Below are 17,917 nucleotides of genomic sequence, written 5' to 3'. Positions count from 1 at the left end.
TCCGCGGCGGCGAACCCGCCGGGCGCAAGCGCGGGCGGGCTGCGCGGAGCGCCGCGGAGCGTCATATGGCGGCACAGTGTAGCGCCGCGTAGCTGGCGGGCAGCTTTACGGCGCCTGTTCAGGCGGCTTCGGAGAGGTCCTGCCGGAAGCGGGTCGCGGTGAGGCCGACGCACTTCTTGAACGACCGTGCGAACGCGAACCGGCTTTCATAGCCGACGCTGGCCGCGACTTCCGAGATCGCCAGGTCGCTGTTGGCGATCAGGTCCTTGGCCAGTTCCATCCGCGTCTGGATCACCAGGTCGTGCGGGGTGATCCCGAACACGTCGCGGAAGCTGCGCAGGAAGTGCGACTTCGAGTAGCGCGCCGCCGCGGCGAGGCTGTCGAGATCGCTGCCCTCGAATGGCGAGTTGAGGATCCGGTTGCGGGCACTGAGCAGCCGCTGCACGGTCTGCCGGCGGTGGCCTTCGGTGCGGCCGCTGGCGCGCGCCACCCAGCCACGGGTGGGCGCCTGGGCATCGCGCGCAGCCTGCAGGACGCCCCCCAGCACAATGTCCAGCGCCGCCCTCGGGGCAGCCTCATTGGCCTGGCGTGCGAGCGCGACCACGGCGCGCACCAGGGCGCGATCCATCGGCATGACGGAAGGAAACAGCAGCGGGCCGGGACCCCGGTGCACGCCCACGCCGCGCAGGATCGCGGTGACCGCGGGCGGCGGCAGCGCCAGGGCCACCCAGTCCGCGCCGTCACGACCCACCCCGCGCACGGCGGTGCCGGCCGGCAGGGCCAGGAACTGGCGGCGCCGCACCCGGTAGGGTCCATCCGGACTGCCCACTTCCACGCTGCCGCGCAGCACGCACCACAGCGAGGGGGCTCCCGCCGCGACCAGGACATGGCTGCCACGGGCGGAGCCGCGTACGCAATGCACGCCATCGGCGCTGGTCAGGTCGATGCCACTGCCCTGTCCGGCACGCCAGAACTTCACTTCCACCACGTCTTGCCCCCTGTCGCTGAAGTACGTGCCCAAGGCTGCGGCTCCGCGTGCCCGAAGTCGCGAAGCCGCGCGGACGTTTCGACTTCCGGCAGGACGTATCGATGACGTTTCGACGAAACCCCGCATGGGCGCTGGCCTGGAGCGCATCTGGTGGCCTCGTGGACGCGCGCCACGGTCGCGTCGCCGGCGGGTGGCGGGGCCTCTCAAAAGCTCATGAACGGCCGGTGACAAATGCCCCGGATCGGGCCGGATGGCGATTTCGGGCACGCCGAAGCGACAGCGCGAGCACCCGGGGACGGCAGCCCCTCCCTAATGTCGACCGGTCGGCTTTCTTAACGACGCTTTAACTGTTCGCACTCATCAACCAAAGATTTTTGGAGTACTCATGAAGACAAGTTTGCTGCGGGACGCCATCCGCACGTCGCTGCTCGCTGGCGCGACCCTGGCGGTCTCGCTGCCCGCGTTCGCGCAGGACGCCACGGACACTGCCTCCGCCACGACGCTTGATCGCATCGAGGTCACCGGTTCGCGTATCCGCCAGGTCGACATGGAGACGGCGCAGCCGGTGCTGACCATCAGCCGCGCCGACATCGAGGGCCAGGGCTTCCGCACGGTCGCCGACATCCTCCAGAACATGACCGCCGCCGGTTCCCCGGCGATCAGCCGCTCCGAGGCCCTCGCCTCCGGTGAAGCGGTCGGCGGCCAGTACATCGACCTGCGCAACCTCGGCGCCAACCGTACGCTGGTGCTGGTGAACGGCAAGCGCCTGGGCATCACCACCGACGGCCTGCAGGACGTGTCCTCGATCCCGTCGGTCATGGTCGACCGCATCGAGATCCTGAAGGACGGCGCGTCGTCGATCTACGGCTCCGACGCGATGGCCGGCGTGGTCAACATCATCACCCGCAAGAACTTCGACGGCGCCGAGGCCAATGCCTATTACGGCCAGTTCGGCGATGGCGACGGCGCGAAGGAAAGCTACGACTTCATCATGGGCATGTCCGGTGACCGCGGCTCGCTCACCCTTGCCGCCGAATACCACAAGGAAGACGGCGTCTGGGCCCGCGACCGCTGGTTCAGCCGTGACTCCTACCCGGGCTTCCCGCAGCACAGCCTCAGCCCGGTCGGCCAGTGGGGCAACTACAACGCCAACAGCGGCCTGATCAAGCGCAACCCCGATGGCACGCCGCAGCTTGACGACAAGGGCAAGACCATCCCGATGGATGCCGCCTGGTACGCCCCCAACCGCGGTGGCGACACCATCGGTTCGGACGCGTTCCACCCGCAGACCGACGACGACATGAGCAACGCCGCGCAGCAGATGCACGTGCTGACGCCCCTGGAGCGCCGCTCGCTGTACGTCAATGGCCAGTACGACCTGACCGACAACGTCCGCTTCTCGACCGACATCGGCTACAACAATCGCGTCGCCAACTCGCAGATCGCGGGCTACCCGGTGCAGTCGACCGCGCTCGGCGCGGCGATGTCCGCCGACAGCTACTTCAACCCGCTCGATGACGGCCGCGCCGTCGACTGGCGCCGCCGCGGCTGGGAAAACCCGCGCACCACCGAATCCGAGCTCACCACCTGGCGCTTCACGGCGGGCCTGGACGGCGCGTTCCAGGTCGGTGACCGCTACTTCGACTGGGATGCCGGCTACCTGTACAACAAGAACGAGCTGACCAAGATCAGCAACGGCAACTTCTACATCCCCAACGTCCGCAATGCCGTGGGTCCGTCGTTCATGGACGACGCCGGCAACGTGGTCTGCGGCACCCCGGGCGCAGTGATCGCCGGCTGCACGCCGTGGAACCCCTTTGCGGGCTTCGGCACCGGCGCGGTCGCCAACTCGCTCGACGACGAAGCCGTGCGCGCCTACCTGTTCAAGCAGGAGCACGCGCTGGGCGAAACCGAGACCACCAGCTACTTCGCCAACCTTGCGGGTTCCATCGTGACCCTGCCGGCCGGTGACCTCGGCTTCGCGGTGGGCTACGAGTACCGCAAGGAGCAGGGCGGTTACACCCCGGACGCGATCTCGCAGTCGGGCGACTCGACCAACCTGGCCGCCGGTCCGACCTACGGCGAGTACGACGTCGACGAGTTCTACGTCGAGCTGAACGTGCCGGTCCTGGCCGACATGGCGTTCGCGCAGGAGCTGAGCTTCAACGTCGCCAGCCGCTACTCGGACTTCAGCACCTTCGGTGACACCACCAACAACAAGTTCGGCGTGAAGTGGCGTCCGATGAACGACCTGCTGGTCCGCGGCACCTGGGCCGAGGGCTTCCGCGCGCCGACGATCTCCGACCTGTACGGCGGCGGCTCGCAGACCTTCACCACCGGCTTCCGCGATCCCTGCGACAGCGAATACGGTACCGCGGCCGGCTCGCAGCGCTGCCTGCAGGACGTGGCGGCGGACTACCGCCAGCTGCAGCAGGGCTTCACCCCGACCGACGGTCCCGCGGCGCAGACGCCGGTGCCGTTCACCAGCGGCTCCAACGCGCTGCTGTCGCCGGAAACCTCCGAGTCCAAGACGATCGGCCTGGTCTACAGCCCGTCGTACGTGGAAGGCCTGAGCCTGACGCTCGACTGGTGGAACATCACCATCGAGAACACCCTGGTGTCCGACAGCCCGAACCAGATGCTCAGCGACTGCTACATCGCGCTGATCGAGTCGCGCTGCTCGGGCTTCACTCGTGACGCGAACACCGGCATCGTCAACGACCTCACCTATGGCCTGCGCAACGCCGGCTACCAGGAGACGGAAGGCTTCGACTTCGACGTGGCCTACCGCGTGCAGACGGGTTACGGCAACTTCGGCGCGACCTGGCAGAACACCTACGTCAGCAAGAACAACCTGAAGACCACCAACGAGGCCACCACGCCGGAGTCGGTGTACGTGAGCTTCGGCGGCAACTTCCGCCTGCGCTCGAACCTGAACCTGAACTGGGAGCAGGGCGCGTACTCGGCGAACTGGGGCATGCGCTACTACTCCTCGATGAAGGAAGAGTGCTACTTCGATTCGATCTGCAACATCCCGGACTACGCGGCGCCTGACACCCAGGGCCAGAACGTCCCGATGAACCAGACCGGCTCGAACACCTTCCACGACGTCCAGTTCGCGGTGAAGACCCCGTGGAACGCGACCGTGGCGGTGGGTGCCAACAACGTGTTCAACCACTACGCGGCGCCGGCGTTCGACCAGCCGAACTCGAACTTCGCCTACTACGGCGGCTTCGACCTTGGCCGCTTCGTGTTCATGAAGTACCAGCAGCGCTTCTGATCGGCGCTGGGGTGACACCGGCCGGGGTCCCGCAAGGGGCCCCGGCTTTTTTGTGCGCGCAGGCACGGTTCAGGTGAAGACCACGTGGTGGTTCTCAAAATTTGAGACTAAACAGCAGCTTGTGGATAAAGCTTGAACAAGTCTCTGAAGTGTTGCGCAAGTCATTGACCTGCCTGATGAAAATTCCCGCTGCCAGTTGTTGACAAGGGTGTGGAGCACTCCTAAGGTGGCGTTGCGTGGGAAGACCGGGAATATCGTGGTTTTTCCTAGCAATGAAGCCCGCCGCAGACGGGTATGGAGTGGGTAGGCGCAAGTGTTGCAGGGCGAGCACGCCATCACGATCGACGACAAGGGACGGCTGGCGATTCCGACCAGCTACCGGGACATCGTCGCGTCCGAATTCGGCAATCGGCTGGTGATCACCTACAACCCCTTCGAGAAGGGCTCGCTCTACATCTACCCGTACGCCGCCTGGGAACAGGTGCGCGATGGCGTCAACAAGCTGCCCAAGGTCAAGAAGGCCCATCGCGCCCTGCAGCTGAAGCTGGTTGGTGCGGCGACGGTGGTCGAGCCCGACGGCAACGGCCGCGTCTCGATCCCGGCCAGCCACCGCAACGCCATCGGCATTGAAAAGAAGGCCGTGCTGCTGGGGATGGGCGACAAGTTCGAACTCTGGAGCGAACAGGCACATCGCACGCAGATCGAGACGCCGCTGGGCGACGACGATTTCGGCGACGAACTGGACGGGCTGCAGTTGTGACCGCGGGTGCCGCGGATGCCCGCTCCGCGCACCTTCCGGTCTTGTTCAAGCAGGTCATGGAAGGGCTGCTCGTGCGTGGGGACGGAACCTACCTGGATGGCACCTTCGGCCGCGGCGGCCACGCGCGCGGCGTGCTGGAGGCGCTTGGGAGCGGAGGCCGGCTGCTGGTCATGGACAAGGATCCCGAAGCGATCGCCGTTGCCGAACAGGAGTTCGGGGCCGATCCGCGCGTGTCGATCCGCCGCGGCAGCTTCGCCGACCTCGGCCACTGGGACGCAGTCAGCGACGGCCTGGACGGCGTGCTGTTCGACCTCGGCGTGTCCTCGCCCCAGCTCGACGTCGCCGCGCGCGGCTTCAGCTTCGGCAAGGACGGCCCGCTGGACATGCGCATGGATCCCGATTCCGGCGAAAGCGCCGCCGACTGGCTTGCGCGCGCCTCCGCCGACGAGATCGCCGACGTGCTCTGGACCTATGGCGAGGAGCGCATGAGCCGCCGCATCGCCCGCACGATCGTCGAGCGCCGCGCCCAGGCGCCGATCACGCGCACCTCCGAGCTGGCCGAGCTCATCGCCTCGGTGATGCCGCGGCCGAAGCCCGGCCGCCACGAGATCCACCCGGCCACGCGCTCCTTCCAGGGCATCCGCATCCACATCAACCGCGAACTGGCCGACCTGGAAGCCGGCCTTGAAGCTGCCCAGGCCGCCCTGCGCCCGGGCGGCCGCCTGGCGGTGATCAGCTTCCACTCGCTGGAAGACCGCATCGCCAAGCGTTTCATCGCCGCCCGCGCCAAGCCGCCGGCCGGCAACCGTCGCCTGCCCGAGGCCGCGCCCTTCGTACCCACGCTGCGCGACGTCGGCGGCGCGATCCGGGCCGGCTCCGACGAGCTGGCCGGCAATCCGCGCGCGCGCAGCGCCGTGCTGCGCGTGGCCGAAAAGCTGGAGGCGCGACCATGACCCGCTTCCTGGTCGTCGTGCTGCTGATCGCCAACGTGCTCGCCGCGATCGGCGTCGTGCACGCGCGCCACCAGCACCGCCAGCTGTTCGTGGAGCTGACCCGCCTGGTCGACGAGCGCGACGAGCTCAACATCGACTTCGGCCGCCTGCAGATCGAGCAGGCGACCTGGGCCGAGGCCAACCGCATCGACCATGTCGCGCGCATGCGCCTGGGCATGAAGTTCCCGGAAGCCGGGGACATCGTGGTGGTGCGGCCATGAAGTTCCGTCGCGACCGCAACGGCACCGTGCGCCCCCGCGGCCGCGCGCAGTTCGACCTGCGCGGCCGGCTGAAGCTGGTGGTGGGCGTTCTGGGCGTCTGCGGCGTCGTGCTGGTGGCGCGCGCGGTCGACCTGCAGCTGATCGACAACGCCTACTACCAGCAGAAGGCCGACTCGCGCTTCCTGCGTGAGATCCCGATCCCGACCTCGCGCGGCATGATCACCGACCGCAACGGGGAGCCGCTGGCGGTGTCGTCGCCGGTGGACAGCGTCTGGGGCAATCCCCAGGAGCTGCTCAAAACGCCCGAGCGCCTGCCGCAGCTGGCCGAGGCCCTGGGCGTGCCGCTGGACCATCTGGAGCGCCGCCTGGCGCAGCGTGCGGACAAGGAGTTCGTCTACCTCAAGCGCCGCATCAATCCCAGCGAAGCGCAGCAGATCCTCGCGCACAAGGTCCCGGGCGTGTTCTCGCAGCGCGAGTTTCGCCGCTTCTATCCGCAGGGCGAGGCGCTGGCGCACGTGCTCGGCTTCACCAACATCGACGATGCCGGCCAGGAAGGCGTGGAGCTCGCGTTCGACGAATGGCTGAGCGGCATCCCGGGCGCGCAGAAGGTGATCCGCGACCGCCGCGGCCGCATCGTCGAGAACGTCGACCTGGTGCGCGCCGCACAGCCGGGCAAGGACCTCACGCTCAGCATCGACCGCCGCATCCAGTACCTCGCGCACCGCGAGCTGCGCGCCACGCTGCAGCGCACCGGCGCGGTCGCGGGATCCGCCGTGGTGCTCGACATCGCCACCGGCGAGATCCTCGCCATGGCCAACCTGCCCACGTTCAATCCCAACGCGGTCACCGGCGAGCACCGCGATGCGCGCCGCAACCGTGCGGTCACCGACCTGATCGAGCCCGGTTCAACGATCAAGCCGATCACCGTGGCCGCCGGGCTCGAGGCCGGCGTGATCACCGTGAACACGATCTTCGACACCAACCCGGGCTGGATTCCCAACGGGCGCTACCGCACCACCGACCACCGCAATTTGGGCGTGCTCGACACCACGGGCGTGATCACCAAGAGCTCCAACATCGGCACCTCGATGATCGTGCAGAAGCTGGACAACCAGTACTTCCACGATTTCCTGTCGCGGCTGGGCTACGGCAAGAGCACCGGCAGCGGCTTTCCGGGCGAAGCGTCGGGCCTGCTGCAGCCGGCCGCCAGCTGGAGCGGCACCACCAAGCAGACGATGAGCTACGGCTATGGACTGTCGGCGACGCCGCTGCAGATCGCCCATTCCTACGCCACCCTCGCCAACCACGGCCGGGCGGTGCAGCCGACCCTGGTCAAGGGCCAGCATTCGGAATCGCGACAGGTGATCTCCGCCGAGATCGCCGACACCGTGCTGCGCATGATGCAGACGGTCACCGAGCCTGGTGGCACCGCCATCCAGGCGGCGATTCCCGGCTACCACGTCGCCGGCAAGACCGGCACCGCGCGCAAGGCATCCGGCGGCGGCTACTCGCGCCGCTATGTCTCCTTCTTCGCCGGCGTGGTGCCGGTGGAGAACCCGCGCTTCGCGATGGTGGTGGTGATCGACGATCCGGATCCGGCCAAGGGCATCTATGGCGGCCTGGTGTCGGCGCCGGTGTTCCAGACCACGATGGACGGCGCGCTGCGCCTGATGGACGTGCCGCCCGACGACATCGAGACCTGGCTGGCCGAGCAGGCGAAGCAGCAGGCGAAGGAACGCGCACGCAACGCGCCGCGCGTTGCGGTTGCCCCCGCGGCAGGATCCACGCGTGCCTCCGCAGGCGCAGCCGTATCCACGCCTCCGCCGTCGGGAGGTGGCCAGTGAGCCGCCAGATGGCGCTTCGCGAGCTGCTGCCGGACGTAGCCGACGTGCCGGCCGGGCTCGAAGTTTCGGGCCTGGTGCTCGACAGCCGCGCGGTGCGTCCGGGCGACGGCTTTGTCGCGATCGGCGGCTTCGGCACGCACGGCCTGCACTTCGCCGAGCGCGCGCTGGCCGACGGCGCCGCGGCGGTGATGTATGAGCCGCCTGTGCCCGCCGACGTGCCGGCGCCTCCGCCGGGCGCCATCGCAGTGCCCGGTCTGCGCGCGCGCATGGGCACCATGGCCGACGAATTCCACGGCCGCCCGTCGGCGGCGATGGCGACGGTCGCGGTCACCGGCACCAACGGCAAGACCTCCACCGTGCAGCTGCTCGCCCAGGCCTGGGAACTGCTTGGCCGCCGCGCCGCCACCATCGGCACGCTGGGCGCCGGCCTGCATGGCGACGTGCGCCCAACGGGCTTCACCACGCCGCTGGTGCTGCAAGTGCACGCGCTGCTCGCCGAGCTGCGCGACGCCGGCGCGCATGCGGTGGCGATGGAAACCAGTTCGCACGCGCTCGACCAGGGCCGCGTGGACGCGGTGCACTTCCAGGTCGGCGTGTTCACCAACCTCACCCGCGACCATCTCGATTACCACGGCGACATGGCCACCTACGGTGCCGCCAAGGAACGCCTGTTCTCGGTGCCGGGCCTGGTTGCGGCGGTGGTGAACATCGACGACGGCTTCGGCCGCGAACTCTTCGCGCGCCTGCCCGATGGCCTTCAGCGTATTGGCACGAGCGCGCGCGACGCCGATGCCGCGGCCGTCGCTGCGTCGGCCATCGTGCTCGATGGCGCGGGGATCGGGTTCGACCTGCGCGTCGGCCGCGAGTTGCATCCGGTGCGCTCGCCGCTGCTTGGCCGCTTCAACATCGAGAACCTGCTGGCCGTCGCCGGCGTGCTGCATGCGCAGGGCATCGGCGCGGCGGACATCGCCCGCGTGCTCGGCCAGCTGCAGCCCATCGCCGGTCGCATGAACCGCCTTGGCGGCCACGACGGCCAGCCGCTGGTGGTGGTCGACTATGCGCACACGCCCGACGCACTCGAGCAGGCGCTGGCGAGCGTGCGCGCGCATGCCGCCGGGCGCATCACCTGCGTCTTCGGCTGCGGCGGCGAGCGCGACCGCGGCAAGCGCCCTGAAATGGCGGCCGCGGCGGAACAGGGCGCCGATGCCGTGGTGGTCACCGACGACAATCCGCGCGGCGAAGACGGCAACGCCATCGTCGCCGACATCCTGGCCGGCTTCAGCGATCCCGCCACCGTGACCGTCGAGCGCGATCGTGCCACCGCGATCGAACGTGCTGTTGGCGCCGCCGGTCCCGGCGACATCGTGCTGGTCGCAGGCAAGGGCCACGAGCCCTACCAGGAGATCGACGGCGTGCGTCATCCCTTCGACGATCGCGACGTGGCGCAGCGCGCGCTGGGAGCGTGGGCATGAAGGCACTCGTGCTCTCGCGCATCGCCCAGGCCTGCAACGGCCGCCTGCAGGGCGCGGACCGCGAGGTCGACGCGATCGTGACCGACAGCCGCACGCTGTCGGCCGGCAGCCGTGCACCGCTGTTCGTGGCGATCGCTGGCGAGAACTTCGACGGCCACGAACACGTGGTCGCGGCGGCGTCCAAGGGCGCAGCGGCTGCCCTGGTCTCGCGCCCGCTCGATGCCGCGCTGCCGCAGGTGGTGGTCGGCGATACCGTCGAGGCCCTGGGCTCGCTGGCCGCGGCGCTGCAGGCCTTGCGCGTCGATCAGGACGTGGTCGCGATCACCGGCAGCAACGGCAAGACCAGCGTCAAGGAGCTGGTGCTTTCGATCCTGCGCCGCGTTGCCACGGTGACTGCCAGCCCCGGCAACCGCAACAACGAGATCGGCCTGCCGCTGGCGATCATCGATGCCGACGACGACGCGCGCTTCGCCGTGTACGAAATGGGCGCGGGCAAGCCCGGTGACATCGCCTACCTGGCCGCCATCGCGCGTCCGCGCGTGGCCCTGGTCAACAACATCGCGCCGGCGCACCTGGAGCGCATGGGCAGCCTGGCCAACGTCGCCGATACCAAGGCCGCGATCTACGACGCGCTGCCCGCGGACGGCACCGCGGTGATCAACGCCGACGATGCCTTCGAATCCTTCTTCGCCGAGCGCGCGCACGGCCGGCGCCTGTTGCGCTTCGGCTTTGGCGCCCGCGCCGACGTGACCGCGCGCGACATCGCCCTGCATGAGGACGGCAGCGAGTTCACCCTGGTCACGCCCGCCGGCGAGGTCGCCGTGTCGCTGTCGCTGCCCGGTCGCCACAACGTCGCCAACGCCATGGCCGCAGCCGCGCTGGCGCTCGCCTGCAATGCGCCGCTCGCGGCCATCGCCGAAGGCCTCACCGGCGCGCGTCCGGTGGAAGGCCGCCTGGTGCGCCACCGCCTGCCGGGCGGCGCGTGGCTGGTGGACGACAGCTACAACGCGAATCCCGGCTCGCTCGCCGCGGCCATCGACACCCTCGCGACATCGCGCGGTGGCGGCTGGCTGGTGCTGGGCGACATGCGCGAGCTGGGCGTGGATGCCGTCGCGCTGCACGAAGCCGCGGGACGTCGCGCCCGCGAAACCGGCGTGGTGCGGGTATTCGCGCTGGGTGAGCTCGCGGCGAAGGCGGCCGAATCGTTTGGCGCGGGCGGGGAGGTCTTCGCCACGCACGAGGAACTCGCCGCCGCGGTGCGGGCCGCCCTTGTGGGAGCGGCTACAGCCGCGATTGGCCCCGCCCTTGTGGGAGCGGCTAAAGCCGCGATTGGCGCCGCCGACATCGCGGCTGTAGCCGCTCCCACAGGGGCTGCTCCCACAGGGGCCGCTCCCACAAGGGCCGGGCCCACGGTGCTGGTCAAGGGATCGCGCGGCAGCGCGATGGATCGCGTGGTCCGCACGCTGCTGGAAGGAGTCGATACCGATGCTGCTTGAACTCACGCGCTGGCTGGAGCAGCTCGAAGGCCTGTTCGGCCTGTTCGGCTACCTCACCTTCCGCGGCATCCTCGCGGCCCTTACCGCACTCTTCCTGTCGCTGTGGTGGGGCCCCGCGGTGATCCGCAAGCTCGCCCAGTACAAGGGCGGCCAGCCGATCCGCCAGGACGGCCCGCAGACGCACTTCTCCAAGGCCGGCACGCCGACCATGGGCGGTGGCCTGATCCTGCTCACCGTGCTCGCATCGACCCTGCTCTGGGGCGACCTGCGCAACCGCTATGTCTGGGTGGTGTTGCTGGTGATGGTGGCCTTCGGCGCCATCGGCTGGTGGGACGACTGGATCAAGATCGTGAAGCGCGATCCCAACGGCATGCGCTCGCGCACGAAGTACCTGCTGCAGTCGATCTTCGGCCTCGCCGCCGGCCTGTTCCTGCTTTACACCGCCGACACCCCGGCGGCGACCACGTTCTACATCCCCTTCTTCAAGGCCGTGGCGCTGCCGCTGGCCGGTCTTTCCTTCGTGGTGATCGCCTACTTCTGGATCGTCGGCTTCTCCAACGCCGTCAACCTGACCGACGGCCTCGACGGCCTGGCGATCATGCCCACGGTGCTGGTGGCCTGCGCGCTCGGCGTGTTCGCCTATGCCTCCGGCCACGCGCAGTTCGCCGAATACCTGCAGATCCCGCGCGTGCCCGGCGCAGGCGAACTGGTGATCATCTGCGCCGCGATCGCAGGGGCAGGGCTGGGCTTCCTGTGGTTCAACACCTATCCGGCGATGGTGTTCATGGGCGACATCGGTGCGCTGGCGCTGGGCGCCGTGCTCGGCACGGTCGCGGTGATCGTGCGCCAGGAGCTGGTGCTGGTGGTGATGGGCGGCATCTTCGTCATCGAAACGCTCTCGGTGATCATCCAGGTGGCGTCGTTCAAGCTCACCGGCAAGCGCGTGTTCCGCATGGCACCGATCCACCACCACTTCGAACTGAAGGGCTGGCCGGAGCCGCGCGTGATCGTCCGCTTCTGGATCATCTCGGTGATCCTGGTCCTCGTCGGCCTCGCCACCTTGAAGGTGCGCTGATGGACCGGACCCACGACCGCAGCAGCCAGGCCGTCCGCCTCGAGTCCATCGGCGGGCACTTCGACCCGTGGATGCTCGGCGCCGTGATCGCGCTGGCGGCGCTAGGCATCGTGATGGTGGCCTCGAGCTCGATCGCGGTGGGCGAGGAGCTCGGCGTCGGCCCGTACTACTTCCTGGTCCGCCACGTGGTGTTCATGGCGCTGGGCGCGGGCCTGGCGTTCTGGGTGATGCGCACCGAACTCAAGACCATCGAGCGCTTCGACCGCGCGCTGCTGGTCGCCTGCTTCGTGGCCCTGCTGCTGGTGTTCGTGCCGGGCATCGGCCACACCGTCAACGGCGCGCAGCGCTGGATCAACCTGGGCGTGTCGAACTTCCAGGCGGTCGAGGCGGTGAAGGTGATGTACATCGTGTGGCTCGCCAGCTACCTGGTGCGCTTCCGCGACGAGGTCAACGCGACCTGGGGCGCGATGCTCAAGCCCATCGGCGTGGCCATCGTGCTGATGGTGCTGCTGGCGTTCCAGCCCGACTTCGGTTCGCTGGCGCTGCTGCTTGCGATCACCGCCGGCATGCTGGTGCTGGGCGGCGTGCACCTGCCACGCATGGCGGCGCCGGTGCTGGCGCTGCTGCCGGTGCTGGCGCTGGTGGCGATCGCCGAGCCCTACCGCATGCGCCGCCTGACGTCCTTCATGGATCCCTTCGCCGATCCCTTCAACAGCGGCTACCAGCTGGCCAACGCGCTGATGGCGGTGGGCCGCGGCGAGTTCTGGGGCGTGGGCCTGGGCGCGTCGATCCAGAAGCTCAACTACCTGCCCGAGGCGCATACCGATTTCATCCTCGCGGTGATCGCGGAGGAGCTCGGCTTCGTCGGCGTGTGCCTGGTGATCGGCCTGTACGCGCTGCTGGTTGGTCGTGCGTTCCTGGTTGGCCTGCGCTGCGTGGAGACGCGCCGCCACTTCGCCGGCTACATCGCTTTCGGCATCGCGCTGTGGCTGAGCCTGCAGGCGCTGGTGTCGATCGGCGTGAACCTCGGCCTGCTGCCCACCAAGGGCCTGACCCTGCCACTGGTGTCCTCGGGCGGGTCCAGCGTGATGATGACCTGCGTTGCCGTGGGCCTGCTGCTGCGCGTGTCCTACGAACTCGACCGCACCCAGCGCCAGGTCGCGCGCCTGCGCGGCGAAGCCGCCGCGCCCGCCGCCACTGCATCGCCGCCGCCACCGACCGCGCAGCCGGTGCCTTCGCTGGCCGCGCGCGGCACGGCGCGCCTGCGCCAGCGCATCGAACCCAGGCTCAACCCGGGAGCGCAGGCATGATCCAGCGCCTCCACGACACCCACGGCGTGGCGATGGTCGACTTCGCGCGGCGGCATTCGCGCGTGCACTTCATCGGCATCGGCGGCACCGGCATGAGCGGCATCGCCGAGGTGCTGTGCACGCTGGGCTACCAGGTGTCGGGCTCCGACACCGCCGACAGCGCGGTCACCCGTCGCCTGGCGAGCCTCGGCGCCACCGTGCACCGCGGCCACGCGGCCGCCAACGTGCTCGGCACCGACTGCGTGGTGATTTCCAGCGCCATCCAGCCCGACAACCCGGAGCTGATGGAAGCGCGCGCGCAGCGCATCCCCGTGGTGCCGCGCGCGGAGATGCTGGCCGAACTGATGCGCTTCCGCCGCGGCGTCGCCGTCGCCGGCACCCACGGCAAGACCACCACCACCTCGCTGCTCGCCAGCGTGCTGGCCGAAGGCGGGCTCGACCCGACCTTCGTGATCGGCGGCAAGCTGCTGGCCGCAGGTGCCAACGCGCGCCTGGGCGGCGGCGACTGGCTGGTGGCCGAGGCCGATGAAAGCGACGGCAGTTTCCTGCGCCTGAACCCGCTGGTGGCCATCGTCACCAACATCGACGTCGACCATCTCGAGAACTACGGCGGCGATTTCGCGCGCGTGCAGCAGGCCTTCTCCGAGTTCCTGCACCGGCTGCCGTTCTACGGCCTGGCCGTGCTGTGCATCGACGATCCCGAGGTCGCGGCCCTGGCCGGCGCCGTCTCGCGCCACGTCATGACCTATGGCTTCCACGCCGATGCCGACGTCCGCGCCGACAACGTGCGCCAGGACGGTCCGACCATGTACTTCGACCTGGTGCTGCCCGATGCCTCGGCCACGCCGATGGAGCTGGCGCTGCCTGGCCGCCACAACGTGCAGAACGCGCTGGCCGCGGCCGCCGTCGCCTGGCAGCTGGGCGTGAAGCCCGAAGCGATCCGCACGGCCTTGGCGAAGTTCGAGGGCATCGGCCGCCGCTTCAACCGCCTGGCCGAACTCACCACCGCGCGCGGCGCCACCGTGCAGCTGGTCGACGATTACGGCCACCATCCGCGCGAACTCGCCGCGGTGTTCGAAGCCGCCCGCGGCGGCTGGCCGGAGCGCCGCCTGGTGGTGGCCTTCCAGCCGCACCGCTACAGCCGCACCCGCGACCTGCTCGACGACTTCGCCGGCGTGCTGTCCGATGTCGACGCCCTGGTGCTGACCGAGGTCTATCCCGCCGGCGAGCAGCCGCTGGCCGGCGCCGATGCCCGCGCCCTGGCGCGTGCCATCCGTGCCCGCGGCCGCATCGACCCGGTCGTGGTCAACAGCCCCGGCGACCTGCGCGCGGTGCTGCCCGACATCCTCGAAGACGGCGACCTGCTGCTGGTGATGGGCGCCGGCGACATCGGCCAGGTGGCGCAGAACCTGGTGGCCGAAGGCTTCCCGCAGGAAGGGGAGGACGCATGAGCGATCGCCTGCCCCCGCTGCGCATGACCGACCCCGCCGCCTTCGGGCGCGTGGCCGTGCTCATGGGCGGCGACACCAGCGAGCGGGAAGTGTCGCTGGACTCCGGTGCCGGCGTGCTCGAGGCCCTGCGCGCGCGTGGCGTCGACGCGACCCCAGTGGACGGCGTGCCGGCGATGCTCGAGGCCCTCCAGGCCGGTCGCTTCGACCGCGTGTTCAACATCCTCCACGGCGGCGTCGGCGAGAACGGCGTGCTGCAGGGCCTGCTTGCCGCGCTGCGCGTGCCGTACACCGGCTCCGACGTGCTCGGCTGCGCGCTCACCCTCGACAAGATCCGCACCAAGCAGGTCTGGCTGTCCGAAGGGCTGCCCACGCCGCGCTACGAGCGCCTGCCCAAGGGCGCCGACCTGACTGCCGCCGCGCGGCGCCTTGGCCTGCCGGTGTTCGTGAAGCCGTCCAGCGAAGGTTCCAGCGTCGGCGTGTTCCGCGTGCTGGCCGAGACCGACCTTGCGCCCGCGGTCGAATTCGCCGCGGGCTACGACGGCGAACTGCTGATGGAGCAGATGGTGCGCGGTGACGAACTCACCGTCGGTATCCTCGGCGATGTCGCGCTGCCGTCGATCCGGATCGTTCCCGCCGGCGAGTGGTACGACTACCACGCCAAGTACGTCGCCGACGACACGCAGTACCTCTGCCCGGGGCTCGAGGGCGAGGACGAAGCCACGATCCGCGCCCTCGCGCTGCACGCATTCCGCGCCGCCGGCTGCAGCGGCTGGGGCCGCGTGGACGTGATGCGTGACCGCGAGCGCGGCCTGCAGCTGATCGAAATCAACACCGCGCCGGGCATGACCAGCCATTCGCTGGTGCCCAAGGCCGCCGGCCAGCTTGGCTGCGACTACGCCGAACTGTGCTGGCGCGTGCTGGAGCAGACGCTGTGAACGCGCTCGCCCGCATCCTCGCCTGGGCCCTGGCGGTGGCGCTGATCGCGTTGCCGGTGGTGTCGGTGCTGCAAGGCTGGATCGGCGCCGAGCGCTGGCCGCTGCGCACGCTGCGCATCAACGACAACCTGCAGCAGGTCGATCCCGATGCGGTGCGCGCGGCGGTGCTGCCCTACGCGCAGCAGGGCTTCTTCGCCGTGCGCCTGGATGATGCGCGCGAGGCCGTGGCCGTGCTGCCCTGGGTCGAGCAGGCCGAGGTCGGCAAGCGCTGGCCCGACGTGCTTGAAGTACGCGTGCAGGAACACCGTCCCTTCGCGCGCTGGGGCGACGACCACGTGTTGTCGCAGCAGGGCCGCGTGTTCCCCGCCGAGGGCATCGAGGTACCCAATGGCCTGCCGCTGCTGCACGGTCCCGACGCCCGCGCCGGCGACGTGGTCGAGCTGTACAACGACGCGCGCGAGCAGTTCGCGCCGGCCGGCTACGGCGTGCGCGCGCTGCTGCTCGACAGCCGCGGCAGCTGGGCCCTGGTCCTGTCCAACGGCACCGAGGTGGTGATCGGCAGCCACCAGGTGCGCACCCGCATGGCCCGTTTCGCACGCCAGCTGCCGCAGCTCCTGGCCCAGCGCCAGCTGCCGCTGTCGCGCGCGGACCTCCGATACACGAACGGCTTCGCCCTGACCTGGGCCGAGGAACGCAACACATGAACCGCAAAGGCGACAAGGCCCTCATCGTCGGCCTCGACATCGGCACCTCCAAGGTGGTGGCCCTGGTCGGCGAGTATTCGCCGGGCAACCCGATCGAGGTGATCGGCATCGGCAGCCACGAATCGCGCGGCCTCAAGCGCGGCGTGGTCGTCGACATCGAGTCCACCGTGCAGTCGATCCAGCGCGCGATCGAGGAGGCCGAGCTGATGGCCGGCTGCGACATCCGCTCGGTCTACGCTTCGATCTCGGGCAGCCACGTGCAGTGCAAGAACTCGCCGGGCATCGTCCCGATCCGCGACGGCGAAGTGACCTGGAGCGATCTCGACCGCGTGCTCGACGCCGCCAAGGCGGTAGCGATCCCGGCCGACCAGAAGATCCTGCATGCGATCCCGCGCGAGTACGTGCTCGACGATTCGCAGGAAGGCATCCGCAACCCGGTCGGCATGACAGGCGTGCGCCTGGAGGTGCATGCGCACCTGGTGGTCTGCGCGCAGTCGGCCGCTGCCAACATCTCCAAGTGCGTGCAGCGCTGCGACCTGCAGATCGACGACCTGGTGCTGTCCTCGCTGGCTTCCAGCACCGCGGTGCTCACCAGCGACGAGCGCGAGCTGGGCGTGGTGATGGTCGACATCGGCGCCGGCACCACCGATCTGGCGGTGTTCGTGCAGGGCGCGATCTGCCACACCTCCAGCCTGCCGATCGCCGGCGACAAGGTCACCGAGGACATCGCGCACATGCTGCGCACGCCCACGCCCGAAGCCGAGCAGATCAAGGTCCGCTACGCCTGTGCGCTGGCGCAGCTGGCGACCAGCGAAGAATCGATCCAGGTCCCGAGCGTCGGCGACCGTCCGCCGCGTCGCCTGCCGCGCCAGTCGCTGGCCCAGGCCGTGCAGGCCCGTTACGAGGAGATCTTCGAGATGGTGCAGGCCGAACTGCGCCGCTCGGGCTTTGAGCAGCACGTGCGCGCCGGCATGGTGCTCACCGGCGGCGCCGCGAAGATGGAAGGCGTGGTCGAACTGGCCGAGGAAATGCTGCAGATGCCGGTGCGCGTGGGCATCCCGCAGCACGTCACAGGCCTGGGGGAAGTGGTGAACAACCCCGTCCACGCGACCGGCGTCGGCCTGCTGCTGATGGGCAGCCAGATCGAGCATCCGCGGCGCCCGGTGCTGCCCACGGGGCGCGCCGGCAGCCTGCTCAAGAAGCTCAAGACCTGGTTCAACGGGGAGTTCTGATCATGCGCGCGCACATCCAGTACCTGGAGCGACCCCGAGCGCTTTTGTGGGAGCGGCCTTGGCCGCGATGGCAGGCAAGGCGACGACGAAAACGATTGGCAACACGCAACACCACCAACAACTAGAAAACACCAGCACCACATAACGACATCAGAGG

At 69.4% G+C, this 17,917-nt stretch carries 14 protein-coding genes; 13 read left to right on the top strand and 1 reads right to left on the bottom strand.

Translation table 11 applies throughout. From position 1 onward, the window contains the following. Positions 1–118: 118 nt before the first annotated feature. Positions 119–1,021, bottom strand: coding sequence for a helix-turn-helix transcriptional regulator (locus tag ACW5F0_RS05940; RefSeq protein WP_456965016.1), 903 nt, complete (start codon positions 1,019–1,021; stop codon positions 119–121). A 352-nt stretch (positions 1,022–1,373) separates the two neighbouring features. Here ACW5F0_RS05940 and ACW5F0_RS05935 point away from each other — a divergent pair, with 352 nt between their 5' ends. The 13 genes from ACW5F0_RS05935 to ftsA all read left to right on the top strand — a co-directional run bounded on the left by ACW5F0_RS05935 (position 1,374) and on the right by ftsA (position 17,760). Then, positions 1,374–4,268 (top strand): TonB-dependent receptor domain-containing protein, encoded by a 2,895-nt coding sequence (locus ACW5F0_RS05935; RefSeq protein WP_456965017.1) that lies wholly within the window; start codon positions 1,374–1,376, stop codon positions 4,266–4,268. Positions 4,269–4,581: 313 nt separating this feature from the next. Next, positions 4,582–5,028 carry a division/cell wall cluster transcriptional repressor MraZ gene (mraZ, locus tag ACW5F0_RS05930; RefSeq protein ID WP_456965018.1) on the top strand — a complete coding sequence of 149 codons (447 nt, stop codon included), beginning with the start codon at positions 4,582–4,584 and terminating at the stop codon, positions 5,026–5,028. Beyond that, the gene (rsmH, locus tag ACW5F0_RS05925; RefSeq protein WP_456965019.1) at positions 5,025–5,981 is read left to right on the top strand and encodes a 16S rRNA (cytosine(1402)-N(4))-methyltransferase RsmH; all 957 of its coding nucleotides are present in this window, start codon (positions 5,025–5,027) and stop codon (positions 5,979–5,981) included. Before mraZ ends, rsmH begins: the two co-directional genes overlap by 4 nt. Then, a complete protein-coding gene (ftsL, locus tag ACW5F0_RS05920; protein ID WP_456965020.1) occupies positions 5,978–6,241 on the top strand; it encodes a cell division protein FtsL in 264 nt (87 codons plus the stop codon). The genes rsmH and ftsL overlap by 4 nt, the downstream gene beginning before the upstream one ends. Next, positions 6,238–8,085, top strand: a complete 1,848-nt coding sequence (locus ACW5F0_RS05915) for a peptidoglycan D,D-transpeptidase FtsI family protein (protein ID WP_456965021.1) — start codon at positions 6,238–6,240, stop codon at positions 8,083–8,085. The genes ftsL and ACW5F0_RS05915 overlap by 4 nt, the downstream gene beginning before the upstream one ends. After that, entirely contained in the window at positions 8,082–9,557 is a 1,476-nt protein-coding gene (locus ACW5F0_RS05910) for a UDP-N-acetylmuramoyl-L-alanyl-D-glutamate--2,6-diaminopimelate ligase (RefSeq protein ID WP_456999274.1), read from the top strand. The genes ACW5F0_RS05915 and ACW5F0_RS05910 overlap by 4 nt, the downstream gene beginning before the upstream one ends. After that, positions 9,554–11,053 (top strand): UDP-N-acetylmuramoyl-tripeptide--D-alanyl-D-alanine ligase, encoded by a 1,500-nt coding sequence (locus ACW5F0_RS05905; protein WP_456999273.1) that lies wholly within the window; start codon positions 9,554–9,556, stop codon positions 11,051–11,053. Before ACW5F0_RS05910 ends, ACW5F0_RS05905 begins: the two co-directional genes overlap by 4 nt. Then, positions 11,043–12,128, top strand: coding sequence for a phospho-N-acetylmuramoyl-pentapeptide-transferase (mraY, locus tag ACW5F0_RS05900; RefSeq protein ID WP_456965024.1), 1,086 nt, complete (start codon positions 11,043–11,045; stop codon positions 12,126–12,128). The genes ACW5F0_RS05905 and mraY overlap by 11 nt, the downstream gene beginning before the upstream one ends. Continuing rightward, entirely contained in the window at positions 12,128–13,438 is a 1,311-nt protein-coding gene (ftsW, locus tag ACW5F0_RS05895) for a putative lipid II flippase FtsW (RefSeq protein WP_456965025.1), read from the top strand. The genes mraY and ftsW overlap by 1 nt, the downstream gene beginning before the upstream one ends. Continuing rightward, positions 13,435–14,889 (top strand): UDP-N-acetylmuramate--L-alanine ligase, encoded by a 1,455-nt coding sequence (gene murC, locus ACW5F0_RS05890; protein WP_456965026.1) that lies wholly within the window; start codon positions 13,435–13,437, stop codon positions 14,887–14,889. Before ftsW ends, murC begins: the two co-directional genes overlap by 4 nt. After that, positions 14,886–15,824 (top strand): D-alanine--D-alanine ligase, encoded by a 939-nt coding sequence (locus tag ACW5F0_RS05885; RefSeq protein WP_456999272.1) that lies wholly within the window; start codon positions 14,886–14,888, stop codon positions 15,822–15,824. The genes murC and ACW5F0_RS05885 overlap by 4 nt, the downstream gene beginning before the upstream one ends. Next, the gene (locus tag ACW5F0_RS05880) at positions 15,821–16,528 is read left to right on the top strand and encodes a cell division protein FtsQ/DivIB (RefSeq protein WP_456999271.1); all 708 of its coding nucleotides are present in this window, start codon (positions 15,821–15,823) and stop codon (positions 16,526–16,528) included. Before ACW5F0_RS05885 ends, ACW5F0_RS05880 begins: the two co-directional genes overlap by 4 nt. Continuing rightward, on the top strand, positions 16,525–17,760 hold the full coding sequence (ftsA, locus tag ACW5F0_RS05875) for a cell division protein FtsA (RefSeq protein ID WP_144892558.1): 1,236 nt from the start codon (positions 16,525–16,527) through the stop codon (positions 17,758–17,760). Before ACW5F0_RS05880 ends, ftsA begins: the two co-directional genes overlap by 4 nt. Positions 17,761–17,917 lie beyond the last annotated feature (157 nt).

This window comes from Luteimonas sp. A534 (assembly GCF_054072805.1).
Note: the sequence above shows the minus strand (reverse complement) of the source record. Positions and strands in the feature narration are given on the sequence as shown.

What these genes read in the sequence shown, in the direction of transcription:
- ACW5F0_RS05935 (WP_456965017.1), top strand. Translation starts at nt 1,374, where the DNA reads ATGAAGACAAGTTTGCTGCGGGACGCCATCCGCACGTCGCTGCTCGCT.
- ftsL (WP_456965020.1), top strand. Translation starts at nt 5,978, where the DNA reads ATGACCCGCTTCCTGGTCGTCGTGCTGCTGATCGCCAACGTGCTCGCC.
- ACW5F0_RS05915 (WP_456965021.1), top strand. Translation starts at nt 6,238, where the DNA reads ATGAAGTTCCGTCGCGACCGCAACGGCACCGTGCGCCCCCGCGGCCGC.
- ACW5F0_RS05905 (WP_456999273.1), top strand. Translation starts at nt 9,554, where the DNA reads ATGAAGGCACTCGTGCTCTCGCGCATCGCCCAGGCCTGCAACGGCCGC.
- mraY (WP_456965024.1), top strand. Translation starts at nt 11,043, where the DNA reads ATGCTGCTTGAACTCACGCGCTGGCTGGAGCAGCTCGAAGGCCTGTTC.
- ftsW (WP_456965025.1), top strand. Translation starts at nt 12,128, where the DNA reads ATGGACCGGACCCACGACCGCAGCAGCCAGGCCGTCCGCCTCGAGTCC.
- murC (WP_456965026.1), top strand. Translation starts at nt 13,435, where the DNA reads ATGATCCAGCGCCTCCACGACACCCACGGCGTGGCGATGGTCGACTTC.
- ACW5F0_RS05885 (WP_456999272.1), top strand. Translation starts at nt 14,886, where the DNA reads ATGAGCGATCGCCTGCCCCCGCTGCGCATGACCGACCCCGCCGCCTTC.
- ftsA (WP_144892558.1), top strand. Translation starts at nt 16,525, where the DNA reads ATGAACCGCAAAGGCGACAAGGCCCTCATCGTCGGCCTCGACATCGGC.